We start from the raw sequence: 21,680 nt of genomic DNA, 5'->3' as shown, positions 1-21,680 counted from the left end.
TAAATCTACATGCGCGAACAATTTATGCCGCACCTGAAAAATCTGCAAGCCATCACCGCAGTTGCACTTTCAAAAAACGGGCGCTACTCTCTGGCCGTCGCTGCAAAATCAGCGACCGGGTTTGACGGCCCGATCAACAATAGGCGCACAGGCGCCCCCATTACGATTGCAGGCGCTTTTTTTGTGCCCGCATGTCCGTTTTATGGTGGCTGTGCGTGGGAGACCCTCGGGTCTGCCGGGTTCCTATTGTCCCGGTCCGTCAACCTGCGCACAGCTGCCACCCTAATTCGTTTGACGGCGAACCGTGGCAGCTCCTCAACAATAGGAGTTTCGCCCATGCACGCCCTCAATCCGTCCAAAATTCGCGCCGCTGCCCACAGGGCAATGGCTCTCGCCGCTTTACACGCCAACTCCAGCCTCGCTACACGCCTTTCTCGCTACAACACCCACATGGCCAAGGCTCGTGCCCTGGAAAGCGCAGGGGGTGCCCAATGAGCACTCAGCGCAGCCTTGCCCTGCCCGAAGACCTGCTGTGCGTCAGCAATGACGTTGAAGCCGGTATCCCTATCGACGCCATCACCTGCGCTATTGACCGTGCAGACTCCGTACTTACGCTGCTCGAAGATCACTTCGAAGGTGATCAGTCACGCCTCTCCAATCACGTTATCGCCTCGGTTATTTGGGACGTTCGCGGCACCCTGGGCCTGATCAAAACACTCACCCTGCATGGTGATGCCTCCTCTGTTCCCCTGGACCAGAAAGGCGGTGCGCTATGAGCACTCAAACCACCCTGGGCCGGGCTTTATTTTTTGACAGCACCAACGGCCAATGCCTGTTTCGAGTCAATGCAGGAGTGTCGATCGAGGACGCGCTCGAAACGATTTCACTCCTTCAGCACTACAGCAACCAGCTCACTCTTGACGCGGCCATGAGCGATAAAGGCGAGCGTTATAGCTGGTGTGCGCTATACCTCGGCGAGATGGCCAAGGCGCTCCTCGACGATGTGAACGACTCACTCTTCGTGTCGAGGGCCGAGCCATGACCCAACGCACCAGCAACGCCTCAAAACGACCCAGCTTTGCCGACGTGAAAAGCGCCGCTCTCAAGGACATTGACCGCGTGCTGGCCCATTGGTTGCCCAACGGCAAACGCGTAGACGGAGGCAAGGAATACACCGCACCGAACCCCACACGCACCGACAAGCGCGCAGGCTCACTCAAGGTCAACCTGAGCAAAGGCACCTGGGCGGACTTTGCCACCGGCGACAAGGGCGGCGACCTGATTGACCTGGTGCGCTACCTCGACGGCGGCACAGATGTGGAAGCCTGCAACAAGCTGGCGGATCTGTTGAGCGTTTCTGCTGGAACAGCGCAGGCCAAACCCACACCGCCCAAAAGCAAGTCGCCCGAGTGGATCGCCATCCAGCCGATCCCAGCAGAGGCCATGAGCAAGTGCCCGGCCAAACACCGACAACACGGCGCACCGTCCAAGGTATGGATCTACCGCGATGCTCAAGGTCAGCCGGTCATGGTGCTGTATCGCTTCGACCTGAGGCCGGATGAAGACGGCAATCCGAGAAAGGTCTTTGCCCCGCTGACTTGGTGCAAACGCTCCGATGGCCAGACAACTCAATGGCGCTGGCAGGGCCTGCCTGAGCCGCGTCCCCTGCTGCGCCTGGATGAATTGGCCCAGCGTATCGACGCCCCGGTGGTGCTGTGTGAAGGCGAGAAGGCCGCAGACGCCGCCACTGAGTTGATGCCTGAGTACGTGGCCACCTGCTGGCCGAACGGTTCGAACTCCTGGCACAAGGCCGACCTGTTGCCGCTCAAAGGGCGGTCGGTACTGCTCTGGCCGGACAACGATGCCAGCGGTAAAGCGTGCATGGACGCCATCGAGCCGAAGCTGCTTGAACTGGGCGCGGAGTCAGTACAGCGAGTGTCACTTGAGGTGTTCAAGAGCAAGCCCACCACCAAGGACGGCAAGCCCTCATTCGCTAAAGGCGGCAAGTGGCTAGAAGGCGACGACGCTGCCGACGCACTGACCAAGGGCTGGACCGCTGGCCACATTGCCGAGCTGGTACGCAGCGGTCAGTTTTTCGTGAACACGGCGGACAAAAAAACAGAGGAGCCCATCAAGACAAAGACAGCGACCAAGCGCCCGGCGAAATCGAAAAATGACCTGATGCCCAGTGGCTTCCGCCTGACGCCCGAAGGGGTTTTTTATGCCGGTGATGATGGTGAGGCACGCCCGGTGTGCTCGCCCCTGGAGATCATCGCTCGCACCCGTGACGAGAAGGGCCATAACTGGGGCTTGTTGGTCGAGTTTGACGATCCAGACGGCGCCAAAAAACGCTGGAACATTCCGGCACGCACCATGACCGGTGACTTCGGCAAAGACGTGTTAGGGCCGCTGGTAGACATGGGCCTGCGCCTCGCAGGGAGCCGTTCAGGACGCAACGCACGCAACGACTTGCAGAGCTACCTCGGAGGCTTTGACAGCGCACAGCGGGCCCGTCTGGTGACGCGACTGGGCTGGCACGGCAACGCCTTCCTTTTGCCCGAGCAACAGATTGGATCGCACGAAGAACACCTGCACTTCTACGAGGCCGGTGCCCAGCTCCCGCCGATCAGCGAGGCGGGCTCCCTGGAGCAATGGCAGCAGCAGATCGGAGCCCTGTGCGTTGGCAATCACCGCTTAGCGTTTGTCGTTAGTGTGGCCTTTGCGGGCCCTCTGCTGAACTTGCTGGGCCATGAGTCGGGCGGCTTCCACTTCTACGGCGACAGCTCGGGCGGCAAAACCACCCACTTGCAGGTAGCCGCCTCGGTTTATGGCGGGCCGCGCCTGGTGCGTTCGTGGCGCTCTACAGACAACGCTCTGGAGTCCATCGCCGCCGCGCACTCAGACGGGCTTCTGGTGCTGGATGAAATCGGCATGTGCGATGCCCGCATCATTGGCGAGACGGTTTACATGCTCGGCAACGGCACCGGTAAAGCCCGGGCCAATGATCGAGGACAAGCGAGCCGACAGGTGCAGGAGTGGCGCTTGCTGTTTCTCTCGACCGGCGAAAAGACATTGGCGCAACACATGGCCGAGGCCAACAAGGAGCTGAAAGCCGGTATGGAGGTCCGCATGCTCGCGGTGCCAGCGGACGCAAGCAAAGGCCTCGGCATGTTTGATGTGCTGAACGGTTTTGAGGATGCCGCCGCCCTCTCCGATGCGCTAAAGGCTCGCGTAGCCAAGTTCTACGGCACGCCCCTCACCGCCTTCCTGAAGGCCCTGAGTGAGCCCGGCGAGATGCTGAGATGGTCGGTGATCGTTCGCCGCACTCTGGAGCAATTCATCACCCAAAACCTACCCGCTACAGCCAGCGGTCAAGCTCAACGTGCGGCCCTGCGCTTCGGCCTCGCCGCTGCGGCGGGCGAGCTGGCGACGGCCTTTGGTGTCACCAACTGGCCAGATGGCACCGCCACGACTGCTGCCCGGGTTTGCTTGCATGGGTGGCTGGCTGAGCGAGGTGGCGCGGGCAACCTGGAGGGCGAAGCCATCATGGCCCGACTGCGCCAGGTGATCGAGCGCTTCGGAGAAAGCCGGTTCACCTGGTGGGAGTCCACTGCCGCCAAGATCGATGAACACGGCCCCCGCACCATCGACCGCCTGGGTTTTCGCAAGACCATGGAACACGGCATGGGCGACACCATGCACACGACCATCACCTACTACGTGTTGCCTGAAGCATGGCGTTCGGAGGTGTTTAAGGGGTTGAACCTCACAGCCGTCAATCGAGAGCTTATCCAGCGGGGCGTGCTGCAACCTGCCAAGGACGGAAAGGCCTCTTGCTCGGTACGTCTGCCCGGCATGGGGGTTCAGCGCTGCTATGTGGTCTTGAGCGAACCAGGGAATGAGGTGGCATTGGCAGAAACGGAAGCAGCCTAAAGGCAGCTCATGACGACGAGATTTAGCCGGGCGCTTCCGGCCTCGCCAGCCACTCATTCAACCCACATCAATTTTTAAGGAAAAACACAGATGAACGATTCCCAAGCAAACACCGAACAACGCGAACTGCTGCCCAATGAGCTGAAACGCAGTGAGGCCACAGACCTTGCACAGGCTATTTCGGGCGCCAGTGAAACACCCGCCTATTACGAAAATAAACAGCTACTGCTGGACGAGATCGAGGGCCTGAAAAATCATCGCGATAAACTCCTGGGTGAAGCCGAACAACTCTATAAAGAGATAGCTCCATTGGAAGCGCTATTGGAAAGCGATGAAACAATGGACGCTGACCGGTTGCATGAACTCCAAAGAAGTTACAACGAACTGAAACGCCCTTACGACTCGCTAAATCATCACGCCTCTCTCGCGAACAACAAGATTCATCGACGCGAGAAACTCGTCAATTACGAAACTTTGATGGCGGAATACATAGAGTCGATGGCGAACTGGAAAGCCGACGAGAAAGAGCTTAACGAAAAGCGAGACAGCCTCAGTACCCGTTTGGAACAGATCCAGAAGCAAGCTACTGAGGACATGGCAAAAGCCCGGCAAGCAGAAACCGACGCCGCCACCGCTTACGCTCAAGCCGTGGCGTGGGGGGACACGGAAGGCGAAAAAAATGCCAATGCAGACGCACAAAAGGCAGCGAAAAATCTTAGCACGGCGACCGAGCACAATCGTCGCCAGCACCTGATTATTGCCGCATTGGAGCAAGAGCTGATCACCGTTTACCAATTCATCGTGGAGGCCCAAAAAGAACACAAGACTATCGAACAAAAAGCTCTACATCTGGCTCACACACTACTGGAAGAGAAATGGAATGAAGCGGCAAAAGAGCTGTTTGAAGTCGGCGGAAAGCTATGGGCTGCCTACGACATGATCGGCCGAGATCAGGTCTGCTTATTCAAGCTGGTCGTACCGGAAACAGGCGAAAATTTCGGTAATTGGACATGGAGTGAATTGTCCGGCCGAGCAAACAAATTCAGCATTCAAGAAGTGCTCACCGTTTAGCACCGCTGCCCCTGAAACAGCCTACGCACGTGGGCTGTTTAGAATCCCGCCAGGACAACGATCATGACCGAACACATACAAAGCAGCGCAAGCTGGATCGACACACTGAAAGCACGTAAAGATCACTTAACAACGCTGCTGAAAATTGTAGATATCAAAAGCGGCAAAACAACTAAGGTGCAGGCGCTCACAGTCGATTTGATTAAGACTGAAATGAGCCACATCGAAAGCCAGTTAAAACGCCGACAATAGCGCTGACCTCAAGTACCATAATACTATTCAGAAAAACATCGTCTAGACACGCATCAGGAAAACACAATGTCCAAACTCGCAGAATTCCGCCAGCTTGAAAAACACCTGGCTGAGCAGCTTCAAGCATTAGAAGCGCTGAAAAGCGACGGTGCCCTGAAGAAAGAAATCGAATTCGAAACCAAGCTCCGTGGCCTGCTGGATCAGTATGGCTTCAGCCTTAAGCACATCATTAACTTGCTCGATCCACAAAGCACTAAGCGAGCTCCAGCCTCGGCTACTACGCCCAGCACTCGGAAGCCTCGCGAGCTGAAGACCTACAAGAACCCACACACCGGCGAAGTCGTCGAAACCAAAGGCGGTAATCACAAGACGCTGAAGGAGTGGAAAACCGAGCACGGCTCGGACGTGGTTGAAAGCTGGCTGCAAAAGTAAGATCGCTTCATCTGAAAAAGGGCCCAATCGGGCCCTTTTGTGTTGCCCGCATTATTGCGAATGAAACTTAAAACTATCGTTATCCGCTCACAGCCTGCTGACGATTTCTTACCAGGAAAAACCGCTCAGGATGAGAGTGGAGTTGTTGGAAGCCGCACATGAGCCACCGTAGTGATAGCAGCAATGATGCGTGCTTTCTTTACCAGGTCAGCCCGATGTCGAAGTACGGATGATCTACCTAGCCGCTTCTAGCCGTTAGCTGTCTTGCCTGGCTGGCGGCTTCCGGCCAAGAGCAGACGCTCTGGAGCGACCGCTGTCGGCCAAAAGCTGCCGCTCAAATGAAAAACTATTGAGTAGTCTTTCTTCTGCTACGAAAGAAAGAAAAGCCAGCGATGAGCTGGTTGAAGTAAGTAGCTTTCGGATAGAACCGATAAAAGGTCCTCCCCCAAAACCATCAATCTGAATCCGTAGCAAGCCAAATACTCAGGTCGTACCATGGCAAGATTCGATAAATTGTATTCTATAGTTAATACAGTTTAACGTTTTAGATAACTCTAACGATTGAAAGCCGGCACAACGCAACCGGAATGCCTCATCCATGAGGTGGCGTGGAATCCAAGATCAATGATCTAATCCCATTTTGGCCGAGAATAGCGGCTTCTCGGACAACTTCAATGGGGAATCCTGTCTGCTTCGACCAACTCATAAGGCAGCGCTCTCTCATGTCTACAGGGTAGTCAGCTAGGTTGTCTGAGTCGTACATTGCGAAGTAAAGTAAGAGCAGATAGTAGTGAATTGATGGGCTGTTAACCGAGATAGCATCACCTTCGGCGCTATACTCTCCAGTCCCCGAGGAAAGGCGCGCCCGTGCTATCGAACGTACTCGAATTTTACTGAGAACGTCTCGGATGACTGCTTGGGAATTCTCTGCTAGTCCCAAACCAAGCTCTTCTGCTCTACGGATTGGATCCCCCGACTGCCAGATGTCGCGGATAAGGTCCTCGATTTTCTGATTCATAGCTTTTCCCGAAAATTCGTGGATGGCGTAAGCGATGCATTGTGCGGAGATTCAGTCATGTTGGCTAGACTTCATTGCTTCCTTTACTACGCCCAAAATAAGTGCTGACATTTCTTCAACGGTCCGTCTGGCACCGCTTGGGGCTTCGATTTCAACCTTTTTAAGCGTTGGCGTTTCTGGCAACTGTCTAAAGTATAAATTTACCGCTCGCTGAAGGTCCGAGGAGGCTTCATGGATGTCAGCTTGGTCATCAGTGTAGGCCCGGGTCGGGTCAACGTTTCGCGTAAGATGCGTGCCCTCCACGTAGTGCCTATCAGTACATGTCAAGACAATTTCAAGATTAGGACGTGGTAGCTCATAGATATCATATTCAAGCCAGCGCAGCAGTAGGTCTAACTCTCCTCGCCGCTGTTCATCAGATATCTTGGCCCCCTGAAATGCGATGTTGGATGCTACATATCTGTCACAGAGCACGACTGCGCCAGCATCGAGAGCTTCTATGATGCTTTTCCTCGAGACAAGCCGGTCAGCAGCAAATGCAAGACCTAGGAACTCAGGCGTGACCTGTCCAAAGCCACCCTTCAAAAAATCTCCAATCAGCTGGCCTATAGGCGTACCCGATTTGTTGGGAAAGTCATAAGTCACTGCTTTTCGCCCTTGTGACTCCAACCTACTCTTCAAAATTTTGAGCTGCGTAGACTTGCCAAGCCCATCACCACCCTCGATTATCACTAGAAAACCTGATCGAGCTTCTGAAGGGAACGCCATTGAAAACTACTCCGGATAAATATGCTCACGCCGACGCGCGTCATTTGTTTTTCAGATCACGCACAACTCTTGTACTGGTATTTTTGGCATTTATGGTGCTAGGGATAATTTTAGTCCTAATCGGCGGCTCAGTGCAGCTATCTATTGGCACATCTCTGATCGCTGGCGCTCTGATGTCGCTCGCAACCCTATGGATTGACCAGATAAGAAATGGTGAAGCGATACGAATGAGGGATCTTGTTGAAACGGGTCTTGTCGCAGCTTATCCTCGTAGGAACCTGACAGAGGAGTACGATGCTCTTGTTGCAAATGCCAAGGTCATTGATGTTACTGGCTATACCCTCAAGTCATTCAGTGAACAGAACGAGGAAGTCCTGAGGAAACGGGCAGAACAACAAAGCCCAGTTCTTGTGCGGATTCTGCTTGTGGATCCAGAATCCGAATCCTCCAAAATCATGCAACATGCTGAAAACCTATCCACAGGGCAATATTCTGGCTCGCGAGATTCATTGCTCAAATCGCTTGGGAATATACCAGGCGTTGAGGTCCGACTATCACCTCGACACCTCTCAATGATGATTTACAGAATTGACAACATTCTTTTCACTGGACCGTACCCCGCCTCAGCCAAAAGCGCTAAAGCATTTACTCTGAAGCTCGGACGAGGATGGTTGTTTGATAGGCAGATGGAAGACTTTGAGGCGCTATGGAAGCTAGGGAGCGTAGTGACTCCCCGCGACTAAGTAACGATCGAAGCCGCAGCTACAAGCGAACTAACTAAAGCATTCGTTTTCTCACCGTAGATGATGGCCAGCGGATCACCTTTTTTAACTATTTCTCCGTCACCAGTAAGAAGCTCTAGGCCGCCCTGCCTAATACTGCCAACTGGTGACTTCCCACTTACAGATGAGTTAATTTGATTGTTTGCTACGTCTGCTACAGACACAGCATCCCATAACAACCTTCCAGAACTAGAGGCAAACACTATTGTTTTCTCAAGCTCACCAAGAACCGCATTCCTCGGGTCGTTCGAAAATGATTTGATGTATTCACTATCTACTCCATGATCTGAAAGCAAGCCGAGCATTGCATCGAAAGCTTCGCCATTAGCAATCACTGCCTCTGCCCTTTTACAAACAACTTCCGAGTCTAATCCAAGCTCCTCCGCAAAACATCTAATAAAACTTATAGAAGTAGTAATTTCTGCGCGCCCGGAATCGGTGCAGATATCCCCCCGTAATATTTCAGCAGCTTCTAGAACTTCAGTGCTTGATCCTACTGATCGGCCAATGATGTTTTTAGAAGCCCTCAACTTTGAAATTACCCTAACTTTACTCAACTCACCTATAACTTCGCAAACCTCACCAAAACTCTCAGCATCTAGGCGATTCTTCAAGAAGGCCGTAGGACCGAACAATATATCTAGAATAATTACATCTGCTGGAAGGGCAATTTGTTTGGACATAATACTAGATGCCATTAAACCCTTGTCCGCTACGGTACCTGTTTCCCCGCGCAGACGGTACATTGTCGCATCGCGCGGACACAAATCAGCGCCGGCTGAGAAATAGCGAACAGGTCGATCAACGCCGTTCCAGTGTGGAATATCAGCCATACTGGCAATCTTGAACCCTGGGATTACTGCGAGCTTATCCCGAGTTCCGCCGGTGTGAGCCAATTTACCAGCGACTAGAAATGGCGAGCACCAATGAAACTCCCGAGCAAGTGCTCGCATTATTGGAGGCAGAATCAGTGCTTGTTTTTCTGATATCCCACCAGTGGGATATCGTCTGACAGACGCTATATTGCGTGGTTTGGCTGCTCGCCGTTTGCCAGCTAAAAATTGTGTAAGGTCTGCTGCTTCTGATGGCGCTACCCCTCGAATAAATGCATCAGCAAGCCAATATCCAGCTGATATATCTTGGTACTCCTCGCGCTGCCCAGCAGCGAACCAGTTTTCTGCAATTTTTTCGAAAATATGCAATGGTACTGCTCTGCCGAGTATCGATGCTGCTTCACTTCCCTTACAGAATATTCTTCCGATTGCGATTTTCGCACTCAGTAACGAATCCTCTGCTGCGCCTTCAATAATTAGGTTGCTAGCTTCGCTAAGTCTTAAGGCACACCCTGCTTGAGCCGCAGTGAGCGGCAACGAAAGAGATGCAGATACGTCTTTACCTTGGCGAATAGCTGCAGTAGATTGGGCAAGAATTAGAGCTGCTGATTTATTCATAGAACACTCCGATTGCTTCAGCTACACGGCGAGCAGTAAATTCTGGCGTTGAAGATGCCTGGTCAATAATAACTAGGCGTGAACCATGATCTTCTGCAGCTTTTCTGCATGCTTCTTCCATTTTTAATTGCATCGCAAAGTGTTTAGATAACTCAGCTACACGATCAAAATCACGATCCCGCCGTGCCATAAATTCTTGCCAAACCTTCTCATCAAGCCGTAGAAAAATTAGCAGGTCTGCCTTCGGAAGCTCCGCCCAGTCTACTAGAGCCATTTTCTGAGCCGCAGGAAAATAAGGGTCACTACTGGATATAAGCCACTCGAACGGTTGTTCTCCTAAATAACAATTTACCAGAACATCATAATAGCTATCTATAATTGACAGCCTCCCGCTATTTCTAGTCTGATCAGCTTTAAATAATTGAGGGACACGTATTGTCCGAAACCAAGTTAAAGCAGTAAAGGCACCAACGGTAGCTCGCTCTCTAACTAATTCTGGCCATGCTGACTCCTCCGGTTCAAGATGCACCTCTGCATTAATTAGTCTACCCAGAGCTTTAGCTGTAGACGATTTTCCGGAGCTTGGCAGTCCTGCAAACGCAATAATCATTTATAACGCCTCTACTGCTAACCTTAATTCATATCTATCTGAAATCGAATTGCAAAAAGTCGAATCCATATTTTTATACTCGTGAATTTCTTATGCGGCTTGCTTTAGATTTTCCATACGAGCGTGCACCCTCTCTAGTTTGACGGCCTACGGCACTGTGCGCTAAGGTCCGATCTCCTTGCTAAGGCTGACACCGGCACGCAATGTTCCATCGCCCCATGCGCACCCACCCTAGGCAATGCAATGCGTGATAGCACATTAACATATGCTCTACTAGAACAGCCGCCGATTTAATATCAAGTTCCATTTGCAGGTATACAAGATGCATCTAACGGAAGAGTAGGTGGACTGGGCCCCAGTTCTTGGCCGACTGCCATTCGTGACTTGCCGCTTTTGGCCGGTAGCGGTCGCGTGCGAACGTCCGCTTCTGGCCGATAGCAGACCTAGGCGAACCGCATTCTTCGGAACCTTTGGCACAGTGCGTCTTAATATAGGAAGGCTCGGGCTCAGGACGTTACACAGTTCGCTATCGTTACACCGCACACTCTGCGCGAAGCAAAACGGTGTGACCTTATTTTTAGCTAATAAAATCAATAAGTTACTTATAACCGTCACACCTGAAACACAAGTTACACGTCTTTTTAGGTGTCCACCCCACACCCCATCGGCAATAAGCACCATCAGCGAAGAGATTCCAGCAGGAGCTGGGGGACCCTGAGCAAATGAGACACATACGGGGTCGCAAACCCGCAGGACTGTGTTAGCGAAAAAGTGCCCAGCTTAGTGAACTGGTGAACCGGGTGAATACACAGTTCACCAGTGCAAATGCACAAGGTCCTGAGAGGTTGCCGGGGACCCTGAGCAAACCTGAAAGATACGGGGCAGAGAACCCGCCGCACCTGGTTAGCGGCTGAGTTTTCTACGTTGGTTGACAGGTTGACGTAGTTGACACCATCCCCAAGGTTGACCGGGCTCAATCGTTCGCTATTAACCACACAATGGCCCACCTTTACCGTTACGGTAACGATGCCCTTTTCTCTTCAATATCCTTTCAATTTCAACGTCGAAATTTCAGTAAGCTCGAAGAACTGTCGCTACCAAGATCTCGCGGGTTTCCGACCCCGTGTATAGGATAATCTCCCAGGGTCCCCAGCAAGTTGATGAGCTAGCCCCATACCAGCGGATCAAACGACAGAGCTCTTTTTTGCGGGGTGAACCATTGACCTCAAAGAAGCGTGAACGCAAAACCGCACCATGAGATTCTGGCAGCTCAAATGCCAAGAACACGGCACCACGAATAGGGAATTTGACTAATGGCTCAACTCACCACTACCGCAAGATTCCAATGTCCAGCGTGTAAGAGATCTGCTTGTGTGACCGTCGATGTCCCTGAGGTCGACTGGTGCGTGGAGCCGCTGTCCGACTCGCTATCGGAAGATGACACTGATATTGAATGCAATGAATGTGGCGCCCCATTCAGCGTTCACGTGCAAAACTCGCCAGCAGGTTGTTTTATAGAGTTCGATGAATACCCTGACGTCGAAGTAGATGCTGACGAAGCACCATTTTCGGCTGATGGTCCTGATGACGAGGATTGGTTAAACGATTACACACCTCCAAACCCGTTTGATGTATTCGAGTCCAACCAACATCACTTGGGCGACGTACTGGCTGAGTACGGCATAGGCGGCACAGGGGTGCTGAAGCGATCCGCTTCAGTAATTAATCGAATGGTTTTTGCCGAAACGATCAGCGCCATGGAGGCCTACCTGGGTGACACCCTCCAGAGCGCGGTGTTGAAAGACCCTATGGCAATGCAGCGCATGGTGGTCGAAGACAAAGAGCTTTCCGCAGAAAAATTTTCTCTAAATGAGATTCTGGGAAACCCAAAAATAGTAGAGGAGCGGGTTCAAACCTACCTGCGCGGGCTGCTTTACCACAACCTTGCCAAAATTGAAATGATTTTCAGTTTCGCGCTTAAAGTTGAGATTTTTCCAGATAAAGAACTCAAGCGTCGGCTGCACAAAACGATAGTGCTTCGTCACGATGTGGTACACCGAAACGGTCGGGACAAGGAGGGCAATGAACAACACTTCCCTACTCAATTGGTTGAAGAAACAATGGACGATGTGAAAACGTTTATTGATTATGTTGAAAACTCTGTTCAAGCGCTGAGCAAGAAGATGCCTCCGCAAAGCTGAAAGGTGAGGTAGCAGCTCAGACCTTGTATCCCTATCTGTATCCCTAATTGTAAAATCCCGCCACAAGGCACGTTTGATATGGAACACTCGAGTCTCCCTCGGGCACCATATAGCAAAACCCAAGAGCTTTACGAAGCTCCTGTGCAAAAAGACCGGCCATATTGAGCCGGTTTTTTTTCGTCTTGTTTTTGAGCATCTGCCTGGAGAAAGCTCCACAGAGTGTTCTCATCCTTAACTCCAGCTCGCTGCAAAAATCCGAAGACCTTTGGTGCGTTCGGTAAAATCGCGAATGACAAAGGCAGGTCCGCGCCTTGCTCCCCTCTCCCTAAGGTGACCGTCCCATCGAGCACTTTTATGAAACCAGTATCACTCTCTATTCAATAGGTCATCGACTCTTTATCGGGCGCCGCTTGACGGCAAGAGCTACCATAAAAGCCTTGCAGCGAGAATATGATAAGCTCCCAGCTATTGCTCCATACTTAACCTCAAACGCCGTACTCGCAATTAAAAACCAGTAGTAGAAAAATACAGCCCAGCAGCCACCTTAAAAACAGAAGAAACTATATATGTCAGCCAATCAAAATATACTTATAACAGGCGCATCAGGCTTTATTGGAAAGGCACTGACGATGACGCTAGCAAACAAAAAAAACACCACCATCAGCACACTTTCCCTAAAACAAAAAAACACCCACACCGCAACAGCAGACTCAAACACAAAAAAACTGGAAAGTATTGACACAGTCATTCATCTGGCAGGCCGTGCGCACATATTAAAAGAAACAAACGACAACCCTTTGACTCTTTATAGAGCAGACAATGTCGAGAAAACCTTAGAGCTTGCAAAACAGGCAATAAGCTCAGGTGTAAGACGCTTTATCTTTGTCAGCTCCATAGGAGTCAATGGATCAACCACTAGAGACTTGCCTTTTAATGAGTTGTCTCCCACGACCCCTAGAGCCCACTATGCCATTTCAAAATTGGAGGCGGAACTCGGCCTGAAGGAGCTTCTACACGGCTCACCGACAGAGCTGGTAGTCATCCGTCCCCCTCTCGTCTATGCAGGTCACGCACCTGGAAACTTCGAACGCCTTATAAAGCTAGTCAATACTGGACTGCCATTACCCTTTGCATTAGTTAACAACTCGCGCAGCATGATCGCCTTGGAAAACCTTGTCGACTTCATTATCTGCTGCATTGACCACCCACAAGCCGCCAATGAAACCTTCCTAATTTCTGATGGCACTGAAATATCAACCGCACAAATCATAAAATATTTGGCAAAAGGGCTAAATCGAACACCACGACTCCTGCCAATACCATTACCCCTGATAAAAATCTCAGCCAATCTGCTCGGTGTAAAAGGCATATACGAGCAACTTTTCTGCTCTTTAATCATTGACTCAAGCAAAGCCAGAAACAAGCTTCAGTGGCAACCTATAACCTCACCAGAAGAGGCAATCTGCAAAGCAGGAAAAGACTACAAATCCTCACACAAAAAAACTGATAACAACAAACCTTGACTCTTGACTTTTAGACTCAACCATACTTATACCTTCAGTAAAAAACACACACCACACAGTATGAAACACCAGCAATAGACAACAGACTTTACATCTACATTTTCAAGACATGACAAGCCAAGACCAACTGAACTCGCAATAACAAATTCCTTGCTATACCCCAAAAGCCATAGTCCGAGCCGTCTTTTGTGTCGGCTTGGTCGCCTCTTCCTCAGAAGTCTATGTATCCCAGCATGTCCCCCTGACCTATTCAGCTAACTCCGGCATTTGAGCCTGAATTAGCCCCTTGGCTCCGGTATCTGTATCCATCCAGATGTCTTCGTTCTGCCGCCGCCGATCGCCTTGAATGGTGAAGAGCAGCGTGCCCTGACGAAATTGCAGGGCGCCATCCGTGCGTTTGGCTTTGACCTGTTTGCCATTGACCCACACCCGCTCCCTGGCATCGATACGGATCGTGGCGACCGTCGCGCCGGATGGGCTTTCGCCGTCCATTGCCCGACATAAGGCGTCGGTGCCTTCAGGCTGTCAGCGCTTGCCGGGGCGTCGGGGTCAGCAAATCCGGCCTTGGCGTTCTCGGCTTTGCTCTTGTGGATGTCACAACCCTGAAGCTCGGTCATCTGAGTGCAGCCCGATTGCTCAAGTTGCTGGCGATACTTTTCGTTGATGGCGTACGCCGGCGACTGGGCAACCAGCAAAATAGCCAGTGCTGGCCAAACGATCGGGTTCACGGTGGCCTCTCTTCTGATCTGCGCCTGACTGCACGATAGCCGCCATATGCCCTGATGCGTCCTTAAATACGCTAGAAAAATCTGAAACTCATTACAGACTTTTCGTTGTAACAAATTTGATCGAGATCAACGGCCCCGAGCCCCCCAGCCCTAAAAATGACCGGAGGACATTGAACGCAACTACAGGCCCCTCCCATGAGTGAAGAATCCACCGCCCTGCCCCTGCCTCCCGCCCCAGTGCAAAAGGCCCCGGCCAGCACCGGCACCGCCAGCACCAAGGCCGCTCCACGCAAAGCCGCCACGCCACGCCCACGCCGGCCACGGACCACCAAGGCCGCCCCGGTGAAAGTCGCCGAGGCCGAAATCAGCGCCATCAGCCAGAAGCCCATGGCCCTGCAAGTGGCCAGCGCGCCGCGCGGCTCCAATGAAGACAGCGTGTCCGCCGCACTGCCGGGCAACTACCCCTATCGCAACCGCATGCGCCGCGCCGAGTACGAAAAGGCCAAGAGCGAGCTGCAGATCGAGCTGCTCAAGGTGCAGAGCTGGGTCAAGGAAACCGGGCAGCGCATCGTGGTGCTGTTCGAAGGCCGTGATGCGGCCGGTAAAGGCGGCACCATCAAGCGCTTCATGGAACACCTCAACCCCCGCGGCGCGCGGATCGTAGCCCTGGAAAAGCCCTCGGAACAGGAAAAGGGCCAGTGGTATTTCCAGCGCTATATCCAGCATCTGCCCACCGCCGGGGAAATGGTCTTCTTCGACCGCTCCTGGTACAACCGCGCCGGGGTCGAGCGGGTGATGGAGTTCTGCTCGCCCCTGCAATACCTGGAGTTCATGCGCCAGACTCCGGAGCTGGAACGCATGCTGTGCAACAGCGGCATCCTGATGTTCAAGTTCTGGTTCTCGGTGAACCGCGAAGAACAATTGCGCCGCTTCATCTCGCGCCGAGACGACCCGCTCAAGCACTGGAAGCTCTCGCCCATCGACATCAAGTCCCTGGACAAGTGGGACGAATACACCGCCGCCAAGCAGGCGATGTTCTTCCACACCGACACCGCCGATGCACCGTGGACGGTGATCAAGTCCGACGACAAGAAGCGCGCGCGGATCAACTGCATCCGCCATTTCCTGCATGAGCTGGACTACCCGGGCAAGGACCTGAAAGTCGCCCACGCCCCTGATCCGTTGCTGGTGGGTCGGGCCTCGCGGGTACTGGAAGAGGATGAGCGCACCCAGGCCCAGGCCGCGGCGGATGCCGGTGCTACACGTCTGGCCCTGTCAGCCTGAATGACCGGCAAAAAAAACTGCGCACAGACAGGCGGGTCCGGGCGCAGTAAAAATCCAGCACGACGCTGAATCGGAACGCGGCATCAGATCGGGGCCTCAAGCGGCCTCGGTCACCGGCGTCACCTTTACCGGCGGTTTGATCGAACCGATGTACACGGCAAAGATCGTCAGCAACGCACCGGCGATCTGCAGCGCCGAGCTGGCCTTGCCGAGAAACGCCACATCGACGAAATAGGTAATCACCGGTTCCAGCAGCAGGATCAGCCCTGCCAATCCCAGGCTGATGGCGCCGATGGAGCGGTTGACCAACAGCCAGCCCACGAACTGCACCATCACCCCGTAGATGATCAGCATCACTAAAGTCTGCCCGTCGACGATTGCCAGGCTTTCCCCCATGGCCAGGGCATACACCAGCAACACCAGCGCGGCCCACAGGCTCAGGTTGAGCATCTGCGCGATCTTGTCGCCACCGCCGTCAGGCAACTGGGTGTTGACCTTGAGGAAATACACACAGACGGCGTAAGCCAGGCCCGACAGCACGCCATACACCACGCCCTTGATGCCCAGGGCACTGCTCATTTCCGGCAGCAACAACAGGTACAGGCCGACAAACGCCAGGCTGATGGAGATCAGGAAGTAGAGCGACGGCTTTTCCTTGAGCAGATAAAGGCCCAGCAGGGTCATGAAGAACACCTGGCAGTTGGTCAGAATCGAGCCGATACCCGGGCCGACGATGTAGATGCTCTGGTGCCAGAGCACCAGGTCGATGGCCAGGAATACCCCGGCCAGGGCCGTATACAACCGGGCCCTGGCACTCTTGAGCAGCACCGGGATGCGGCGCACCTTGAGCAGCAGCAAGAACAGGATCGAGGCGAACAGCATGCGGTAGAACCCCGCCCCGCCCGCGCCGATATGGGCAAAGGCCACTGCCAGGGCCGACAGGCTGAGCATCAGCCCTCCCAGGGTCAGCTCCACTAACGCTCTATTGCTCGACATAGATCCCCCCACCGCGATTGACCTTGTTGTTGCCTTGCACGCCGGACATTCAAGTTTCCTGCATCGCCAGTTTCAGCCACAGCAACACCGGAGGGTGCAGCAACACCGCATCGGCGTAGGGCTTCAGATCCTCGGGAATGGCGATGCCATAGCGCATGAAGCGCAACAGCACCGGCGCGAACATGGCATCCACCACCCCAAAGGTTCCGCACAGGAACGCCTCGGACCGGCTCCGGGCCAGCAACTGGCGCCAGATCGAAAACACCCGTTGGATCTCGGCCTCGGCCGCCAGGCTCAACGCCTGGGCAGGCTCGCCACGGTTGACCCCGAACGGCAATTGCGTGCGCAACTGAGTGAAACCGGCATGCATTTCGGCGCAGGCCGAGCGGGCCAGTGCCTTGAGCCCGGCATCCGCGGGCCACAGTTGGGCCTGGGGCCAGTGTTCAGCAACGTATTCACAGATCGCCAGGCTGTCGTTGATCGACAGGCCGTCCTGCAACAGCACCGGCACCTTGCCCGACGCTGAATAGGCAAGGATTCGCTCGCCGGTCTGCGGCGCCTCCAACTTGATCTGGATGACCTCAAAAGGCACATCCGCAGTGACCAGCACCAACCAGGCCCGCAATGACCAGGAGGACTTCTTGTAGTCGCCGATCACCAGTTTCATCACACTCATCGCGTCTAGCTCGCAGGGTTCAAGGGGTGCTAAATTTATCGGCCGGCAATCTCTGCGTATTGCACAAAACTGGACATGGAATGGATGCCCACCAGAACCGCCCACCATCACCGCCTGGGGATTTCTCCCGCTTCTGGCGCATCCCGGAAGGCAACTGCGAGCTGCTGGCAGCCCGCTACAGCCGACAGTCGTTTGGCCGCCATAGCCATGACCGTTATGCCGTAGGCGTCATCAGCGGCGGCGTGGAGAAACTCTTCTATCGCGGCAGCCACCACCTGGCGACCCAGGGCTGCGTGGTCACCATCAGCCCCGGCGAAATCCACGACGGGGTCCAGGCCTGCGACCAGGGCTGGGTCTATCGCATGCTGTACATCGACCCGCAGTGGCTGAACCGGGCCGTTCTCGGTCAGCGCCTGGCAGCGGATCACATCCACCTGTTTCGCAACGTGCTGAGCGAAGATCCGGCCTTCGCCCGCTGGTTCCTGCAACAGCACCAACGGATCGAACACGCCGACTCCAGCCTTGAGCGCGAAAGCATTCTGCTGGAACTGCTGGCGCAGCTGTTCCAGAGAAACGGCGTGCGCCAGCCAGCCACTGATCGCCAGGAGCGCGAGGCGGTGAAACGCATCCGGCAGCGCCTGGACGACGACTTCGAACAGAGTATCCGCCTGGAAGAACTGGCAGCCCTGGTGAACCTGGAGCCGCTGTACATGATCCGGGTGTTCAAGAACAGCCTGGGCATCTCGCCCCACAGCTACCAGATCCAACGCCGCATAGCCCGGGTCCAGCACCTGTTGCGCAGCGGCGCAAGCATCACCGAGGCCTCGTTTCACTGTGGATTCTTCGATCAAAGCCACATGACCCGGGCCTTCAAGAAAGTCGTCGGCATCACCCCCGGTCACTTTCGCCATCGCCACACCTGACCCCAGTGCCGCTTGCCCCGAGCACCGGCCCATTCCTCAAAGGATTGCTCCATGCCCACAGTTGCCGCCCCGAACCTGACCCAACTACCTGAAGGCGCCATCGCCTACCCCGACGCCCGCGAGCTGTTCGTCGCCGACCAGCAGGAGCTGGCCGAACACCTGCTACCGCTGCTGTCCTTCGACGCCAGCCTGATCAATCCCGAGTGGTCCGGCCGCCTGCATCTGCTGAGCCCTATCGAGCCCGACGAGGGGCTAGTGGGCGAATTGACCGACGATTACGAATTCGGCAGCGAGCTGCTGAAAACCAACTGGATCGGCTTCAAGATCGAGAACGGCCGCTATCGCCTGTGCGGCAGTCCACGCTATTTCTTCCTCCACGGCGACAACGCCGAGTTGCCCGAATCCCGGCGTAACCAGCGCGCCAACCTGCAACACCACTACCGCAAGCAGCACGCCGCCTACCTCACCGCGCGCCAGCGCCATCAGGAACTGGGCTACCTGACCTGGCCCAAGAACGACAAGGAGCGCCTGACCTATATCGAGGAAATGGGCGGTGTGGCCGAGGGCTACGGCAACTGGGTGGAAACCGTGGAGTTCCCCATGGACGTCGAAGAGTCGGACGACAGCTGCAATATCTGGCCCCTGAGCCCGGCGGGCCGGCGCTTTCAGCACGTGCTCAGCGTGCCGGCCTACCACTACGGCATCAGCGGCGCCGACCGGGTGGTGATGCTCTACGAACCGGTGGAAGGCCTGGTGCTGTTCAGCTTCGACTGGTCCTGAGCCGCAACGGATCACTGAGCCCAGGCCGGGATCGGCCGGCCTGGGCTCGCAAGGCCCTTCGGGGCTTGTCGCAGGCTGCGCCAGCGGCTACAGCGGCAATTCCACCCGCGCTTCCAACCCACCGCCTTCACGATTGAACAGGCGCAACTCGCCGCCATGCTCACGTACGATGGCCCGCGCCGCCGACAGCCCCAGGCCCACGCCACCGGTACTCTTGTTGCGCGAACTCTCCAGCCGGTAGAACGGCGCAAATACCTGCTCCAAGGCCTCGGGCGGGATTCCCGGGCCACGGTCCAGCACCCGCACCCGCAATTGATCGGCGCCCTGCTCCAGCACGATGGCCGGCTCGCCCCCGTACTTGATCGCGTTATCCAGCAGGTTGGTCATCACCCGCTTGAGCCCCAGGGGCCGGCCGCAATACACCAGGCGCGGCGGGCCGCTGAAAACGATCGGGATCGACTGGTCGCGATAATCGTCCACCAGGGTCTGCAGCAGCTCGGCCAGATCGAAATGGGTGGCCTGTTCCAACCGCGCATCGTCGCGAAAGAACTCCAGGGCCGAATTGATCATGGCCTGCATTTCGTCCACATCACGAAACAGGCGCTGCTGCTGGTCGGCATCTTCGATGAACTCGCCGCGCAGGCGCATGCGGGTCAGCGGCGTGCGCAGGTCATGGGAGATGGCCGCGAGCATCTGCGTGCGGTCCTTGATGAAGTGCTGCAACTGCGCCTGCATGGCGTTGAAGGCGAGAATCGCCTGACGGATCTCGTGGGGGCCCACCGGCTCGATGGGCGGCGCGCGAAAGTCCACGGCAAAGCGCCGCGCCCCCTGGGCGAACTGCTGCAGCGGCTTGGCCAGCCGGCGCGTGGCGATCAAGGCCACAAGGCCAGTGGAGATCAGCACCAGGGCGATCACAATCAGATTGCGCGTGCCCTCCTCCAGGCCCCAACTGCGCGACGCCGAGGAAAACATCAGCCAGCTTTGATCGGTCAACTGCACCAGCAGCGCGTAGCGGCCTTTACCGCTTCTCCAGTCGCTGGGCTGATAGGCCTCGATATACCGCTGCGCAGGTCCGAGCAAGGCGCGAAACGCCTCCGAGCCATCGCGGTATTCGGAGTCTTCCAGCAGCGGCAGATCCAGGCCCTGCCGCGTCGCCTGCCAGGCAATGCTCAAGTGATCGCTGCTGACCGAGGCCGCCAAGCGCGCGCGCTGGCCCGGCTCCGAGGCTTCGATCATGCGCACGATGGCCGCGGACTTTTCCAGCAACCCGGTTTCCGCCAGCGGCGGATAGGCCCAGACCCCGGCCAGTTGCACGAACAGCGCATTGAAGGCCAGGGCGGTGAGCATGGCCATGATGATGGTCAGGGCGATCCAGCGCGCCACGGTGTCCCGCAGCCGATAGCGCCACAACGGCTTGATCAGCTTCACTGGCGGGTCACGCTGGGGGTGAACAGATAACCGCCATTGCGCACGGTGCGAATCATCGCCGGGCGCTTGGTGTCGAACTCCAGCTTGCGCCGCAGGCGACTGACCTGGACATCGATGCTGCGATCGAAAGCGTCATGGGCCTGACCCCGGGCCAGGTCCAGCAACTGCTCGCGGGTGAGGATGCGTTGCGGATGCTCGACAAACACCAGCAGCAGGTCGAACTCCCCCGCCGACAACGGAATCATCACCTGATCCGGCGAGCGCAGCTCACGGCGGGTCAGGTCCAGCTGCCAGTCGGCGAACTTGATCAACGGCCGCGGCACCTCGCCGCTCACCGGCCGGCTTTCCCCGGCCCGGCGCAGCACCGCCCGCACCCGGGCCAACAGCTCACGGGCATCGAAGGGCTTGCTCAGGTAATCGTCGGCGCCCATCTCCAGGCCCACCACCCGATCGCTCAACTCGCCCATGGCGGTGAGCATGATCACCGGCGTGGCATGCAACTGGCGCAGGCGCTGGCACAGGGTCAGGCCGTTGTCGCCGGGGAGCATCAGGTCGAGGATGATCAGGTCCGGCACCTCGCGCTCCAGCGCCGCCCACAGCGACGCGCCATCGGCGGCCACCGCCACCTGATAACCCTGTTGGACAAAGAATTTCTTCAGCAGCGCGAGGACTTCAATGTCGTCGTCCACGATCAAGAGACGGCTCACCGGCGGAGATCACTTCAAGTCGGAATGAGCCGTTATCTAAAACCATTCGCCGCCCGGCGTCATTTATTTCAACGCCGCAACAAACCTTCAGCGACGCAATAAAGCAGACATCTTTGC

At 55.4% G+C, this 21,680-nt stretch carries 21 protein-coding genes; 13 read left to right on the top strand and 8 right to left on the bottom strand.

The genetic code is table 11. From position 1 onward, the window contains the following. Window positions 1-9 precede the first annotated feature (9 nt). The 7 genes from L1O02_RS06200 to L1O02_RS06170 all read left to right on the top strand — a co-directional run bounded on the left by L1O02_RS06200 (window position 10) and on the right by L1O02_RS06170 (window position 5,688). Entirely contained in the window at window positions 10-495 is a 486-nt protein-coding gene (locus L1O02_RS06200; protein ID WP_235760278.1) for a hypothetical protein, read from the top strand. Next, entirely contained in the window at window positions 492-776 is a 285-nt protein-coding gene (locus tag L1O02_RS06195; protein ID WP_194237135.1) for a hypothetical protein, read from the top strand. Before L1O02_RS06200 ends, L1O02_RS06195 begins: the two co-directional genes overlap by 4 nt. Beyond that, window positions 773-1,042, top strand: a complete 270-nt coding sequence (locus tag L1O02_RS06190) for a DUF3077 domain-containing protein (RefSeq protein WP_235759708.1) — start codon at window positions 773-775, stop codon at window positions 1,040-1,042. The genes L1O02_RS06195 and L1O02_RS06190 overlap by 4 nt, the downstream gene beginning before the upstream one ends. After that, complete coding sequence (locus tag L1O02_RS06185; protein ID WP_235759707.1) at window positions 1,039-3,933, top strand: DUF927 domain-containing protein; 2,895 nt, start codon at window positions 1,039-1,041, stop codon at window positions 3,931-3,933. The genes L1O02_RS06190 and L1O02_RS06185 overlap by 4 nt, the downstream gene beginning before the upstream one ends. Window positions 3,934-4,161: 228 nt before the next feature. Then, the gene (locus L1O02_RS06180; protein WP_235760234.1) at window positions 4,162-5,004 is read left to right on the top strand and encodes a chromosome segregation protein SMC; all 843 of its coding nucleotides are present in this window, start codon (window positions 4,162-4,164) and stop codon (window positions 5,002-5,004) included. Window positions 5,005-5,067: 63 nt separating this feature from the next. After that, window positions 5,068-5,256 (top strand): hypothetical protein, encoded by a 189-nt coding sequence (locus tag L1O02_RS06175; RefSeq protein WP_065365244.1) that lies wholly within the window; start codon window positions 5,068-5,070, stop codon window positions 5,254-5,256. 66 nt (window positions 5,257-5,322) lie between these two features. Next, on the top strand, window positions 5,323-5,688 hold the full coding sequence (locus tag L1O02_RS06170) for a histone-like nucleoid-structuring protein, MvaT/MvaU family (protein WP_065365243.1): 366 nt from the start codon (window positions 5,323-5,325) through the stop codon (window positions 5,686-5,688). Between the two features lie 1,069 nt (window positions 5,689-6,757). Here the strand turns inward: L1O02_RS06170 and L1O02_RS06165 are convergent. After that, window positions 6,758-7,474, bottom strand: a complete 717-nt coding sequence (locus tag L1O02_RS06165) for a hypothetical protein (RefSeq protein ID WP_145597234.1) — start codon at window positions 7,472-7,474, stop codon at window positions 6,758-6,760. 173 nt (window positions 7,475-7,647) lie between these two features. Between L1O02_RS06165 and L1O02_RS06160 the strand changes: the two genes are divergently transcribed. Next, window positions 7,648-8,217 (top strand): hypothetical protein, encoded by a 570-nt coding sequence (locus L1O02_RS06160; RefSeq protein ID WP_235759706.1) that lies wholly within the window; start codon window positions 7,648-7,650, stop codon window positions 8,215-8,217. On the opposite strand, the gene L1O02_RS06155 is transcribed toward L1O02_RS06160, so the two are convergent. Both L1O02_RS06155 and L1O02_RS06150 read right to left on the bottom strand, forming a co-directional pair. Beyond that, window positions 8,214-9,707: a hypothetical protein gene (locus L1O02_RS06155; RefSeq protein WP_235759705.1), complete on the bottom strand. Its 1,494-nt coding sequence runs from the start codon at window positions 9,705-9,707 to the stop codon at window positions 8,214-8,216. The genes L1O02_RS06160 and L1O02_RS06155 overlap by 4 nt on opposite strands. Next, window positions 9,700-10,317 (bottom strand): hypothetical protein, encoded by a 618-nt coding sequence (locus L1O02_RS06150; RefSeq protein WP_235759704.1) that lies wholly within the window; start codon window positions 10,315-10,317, stop codon window positions 9,700-9,702. Before L1O02_RS06150 ends, L1O02_RS06155 begins: the two co-directional genes overlap by 8 nt. 1,373 nt (window positions 10,318-11,690) lie before the next feature. On the opposite strand from L1O02_RS06150, the gene L1O02_RS06145 reads away from it, so the two are divergent. Together L1O02_RS06145 and L1O02_RS06140 are read left to right on the top strand one after the other, a co-directional pair. Next, window positions 11,691-12,518 (top strand): hypothetical protein, encoded by an 828-nt coding sequence (locus L1O02_RS06145; RefSeq protein WP_235759703.1) that lies wholly within the window; start codon window positions 11,691-11,693, stop codon window positions 12,516-12,518. A gap of 566 nt (window positions 12,519-13,084) precedes the next feature. Next, window positions 13,085-14,041: an NAD-dependent epimerase/dehydratase family protein gene (locus L1O02_RS06140; RefSeq protein ID WP_235759702.1), complete on the top strand. Its 957-nt coding sequence runs from the start codon at window positions 13,085-13,087 to the stop codon at window positions 14,039-14,041. A gap of 246 nt (window positions 14,042-14,287) precedes the next feature. Here L1O02_RS06140 and L1O02_RS06135 read toward each other — a convergent pair whose 3' ends face one another. After that, window positions 14,288-14,533, bottom strand: coding sequence for a hypothetical protein (locus L1O02_RS06135; protein ID WP_235759701.1), 246 nt, complete (start codon window positions 14,531-14,533; stop codon window positions 14,288-14,290). Between the two features lie 623 nt (window positions 14,534-15,156). On the opposite strand from L1O02_RS06135, the gene ppk2 reads away from it, so the two are divergent. Continuing rightward, a complete protein-coding gene (ppk2, locus tag L1O02_RS06130) occupies window positions 15,157-16,053 on the top strand; it encodes a polyphosphate kinase 2 (RefSeq protein ID WP_162492860.1) in 897 nt (298 codons plus the stop codon). A 96-nt stretch (window positions 16,054-16,149) separates the two neighbouring features. On the opposite strand, the gene L1O02_RS06125 is transcribed toward ppk2, so the two are convergent. Next, window positions 16,150-17,049: a DMT family transporter gene (locus L1O02_RS06125; RefSeq protein ID WP_235759700.1), complete on the bottom strand. Its 900-nt coding sequence runs from the start codon at window positions 17,047-17,049 to the stop codon at window positions 16,150-16,152. Between the two features lie 49 nt (window positions 17,050-17,098). Beyond that, a complete protein-coding gene (locus L1O02_RS06120) occupies window positions 17,099-17,725 on the bottom strand; it encodes a glutathione S-transferase family protein (protein ID WP_060844534.1) in 627 nt (208 codons plus the stop codon). An 80-nt stretch (window positions 17,726-17,805) separates the two neighbouring features. Here L1O02_RS06120 and L1O02_RS06115 point away from each other — a divergent pair, with 80 nt between their 5' ends. Then, window positions 17,806-18,648 (top strand): AraC family transcriptional regulator, encoded by an 843-nt coding sequence (locus L1O02_RS06115; protein WP_235759699.1) that lies wholly within the window; start codon window positions 17,806-17,808, stop codon window positions 18,646-18,648. A 51-nt stretch (window positions 18,649-18,699) separates the two neighbouring features. Continuing rightward, window positions 18,700-19,428 carry a hypothetical protein gene (locus tag L1O02_RS06110; RefSeq protein WP_016968352.1) on the top strand — a complete coding sequence of 243 codons (729 nt, stop codon included), beginning with the start codon at window positions 18,700-18,702 and terminating at the stop codon, window positions 19,426-19,428. Between the two features lie 87 nt (window positions 19,429-19,515). Here L1O02_RS06110 and L1O02_RS06105 read toward each other — a convergent pair whose 3' ends face one another. Continuing rightward, window positions 19,516-20,856: an ATP-binding protein gene (locus L1O02_RS06105; RefSeq protein WP_108545263.1), complete on the bottom strand. Its 1,341-nt coding sequence runs from the start codon at window positions 20,854-20,856 to the stop codon at window positions 19,516-19,518. Beyond that, window positions 20,853-21,563 (bottom strand): response regulator, encoded by a 711-nt coding sequence (locus L1O02_RS06100; protein WP_108545262.1) that lies wholly within the window; start codon window positions 21,561-21,563, stop codon window positions 20,853-20,855. The genes L1O02_RS06105 and L1O02_RS06100 overlap by 4 nt, the downstream gene beginning before the upstream one ends. Between the last annotated feature and the right edge of the window lie 117 nt (window positions 21,564-21,680).

It is taken from the genome of Pseudomonas sp. BC42, assembly GCF_021560055.1.
Taxonomy (GTDB): Bacteria; Pseudomonadota; Gammaproteobacteria; order Pseudomonadales; family Pseudomonadaceae; genus Aquipseudomonas.
Note: the sequence above shows the minus strand (reverse complement) of the source record. Positions and strands in the feature narration are given on the sequence as shown.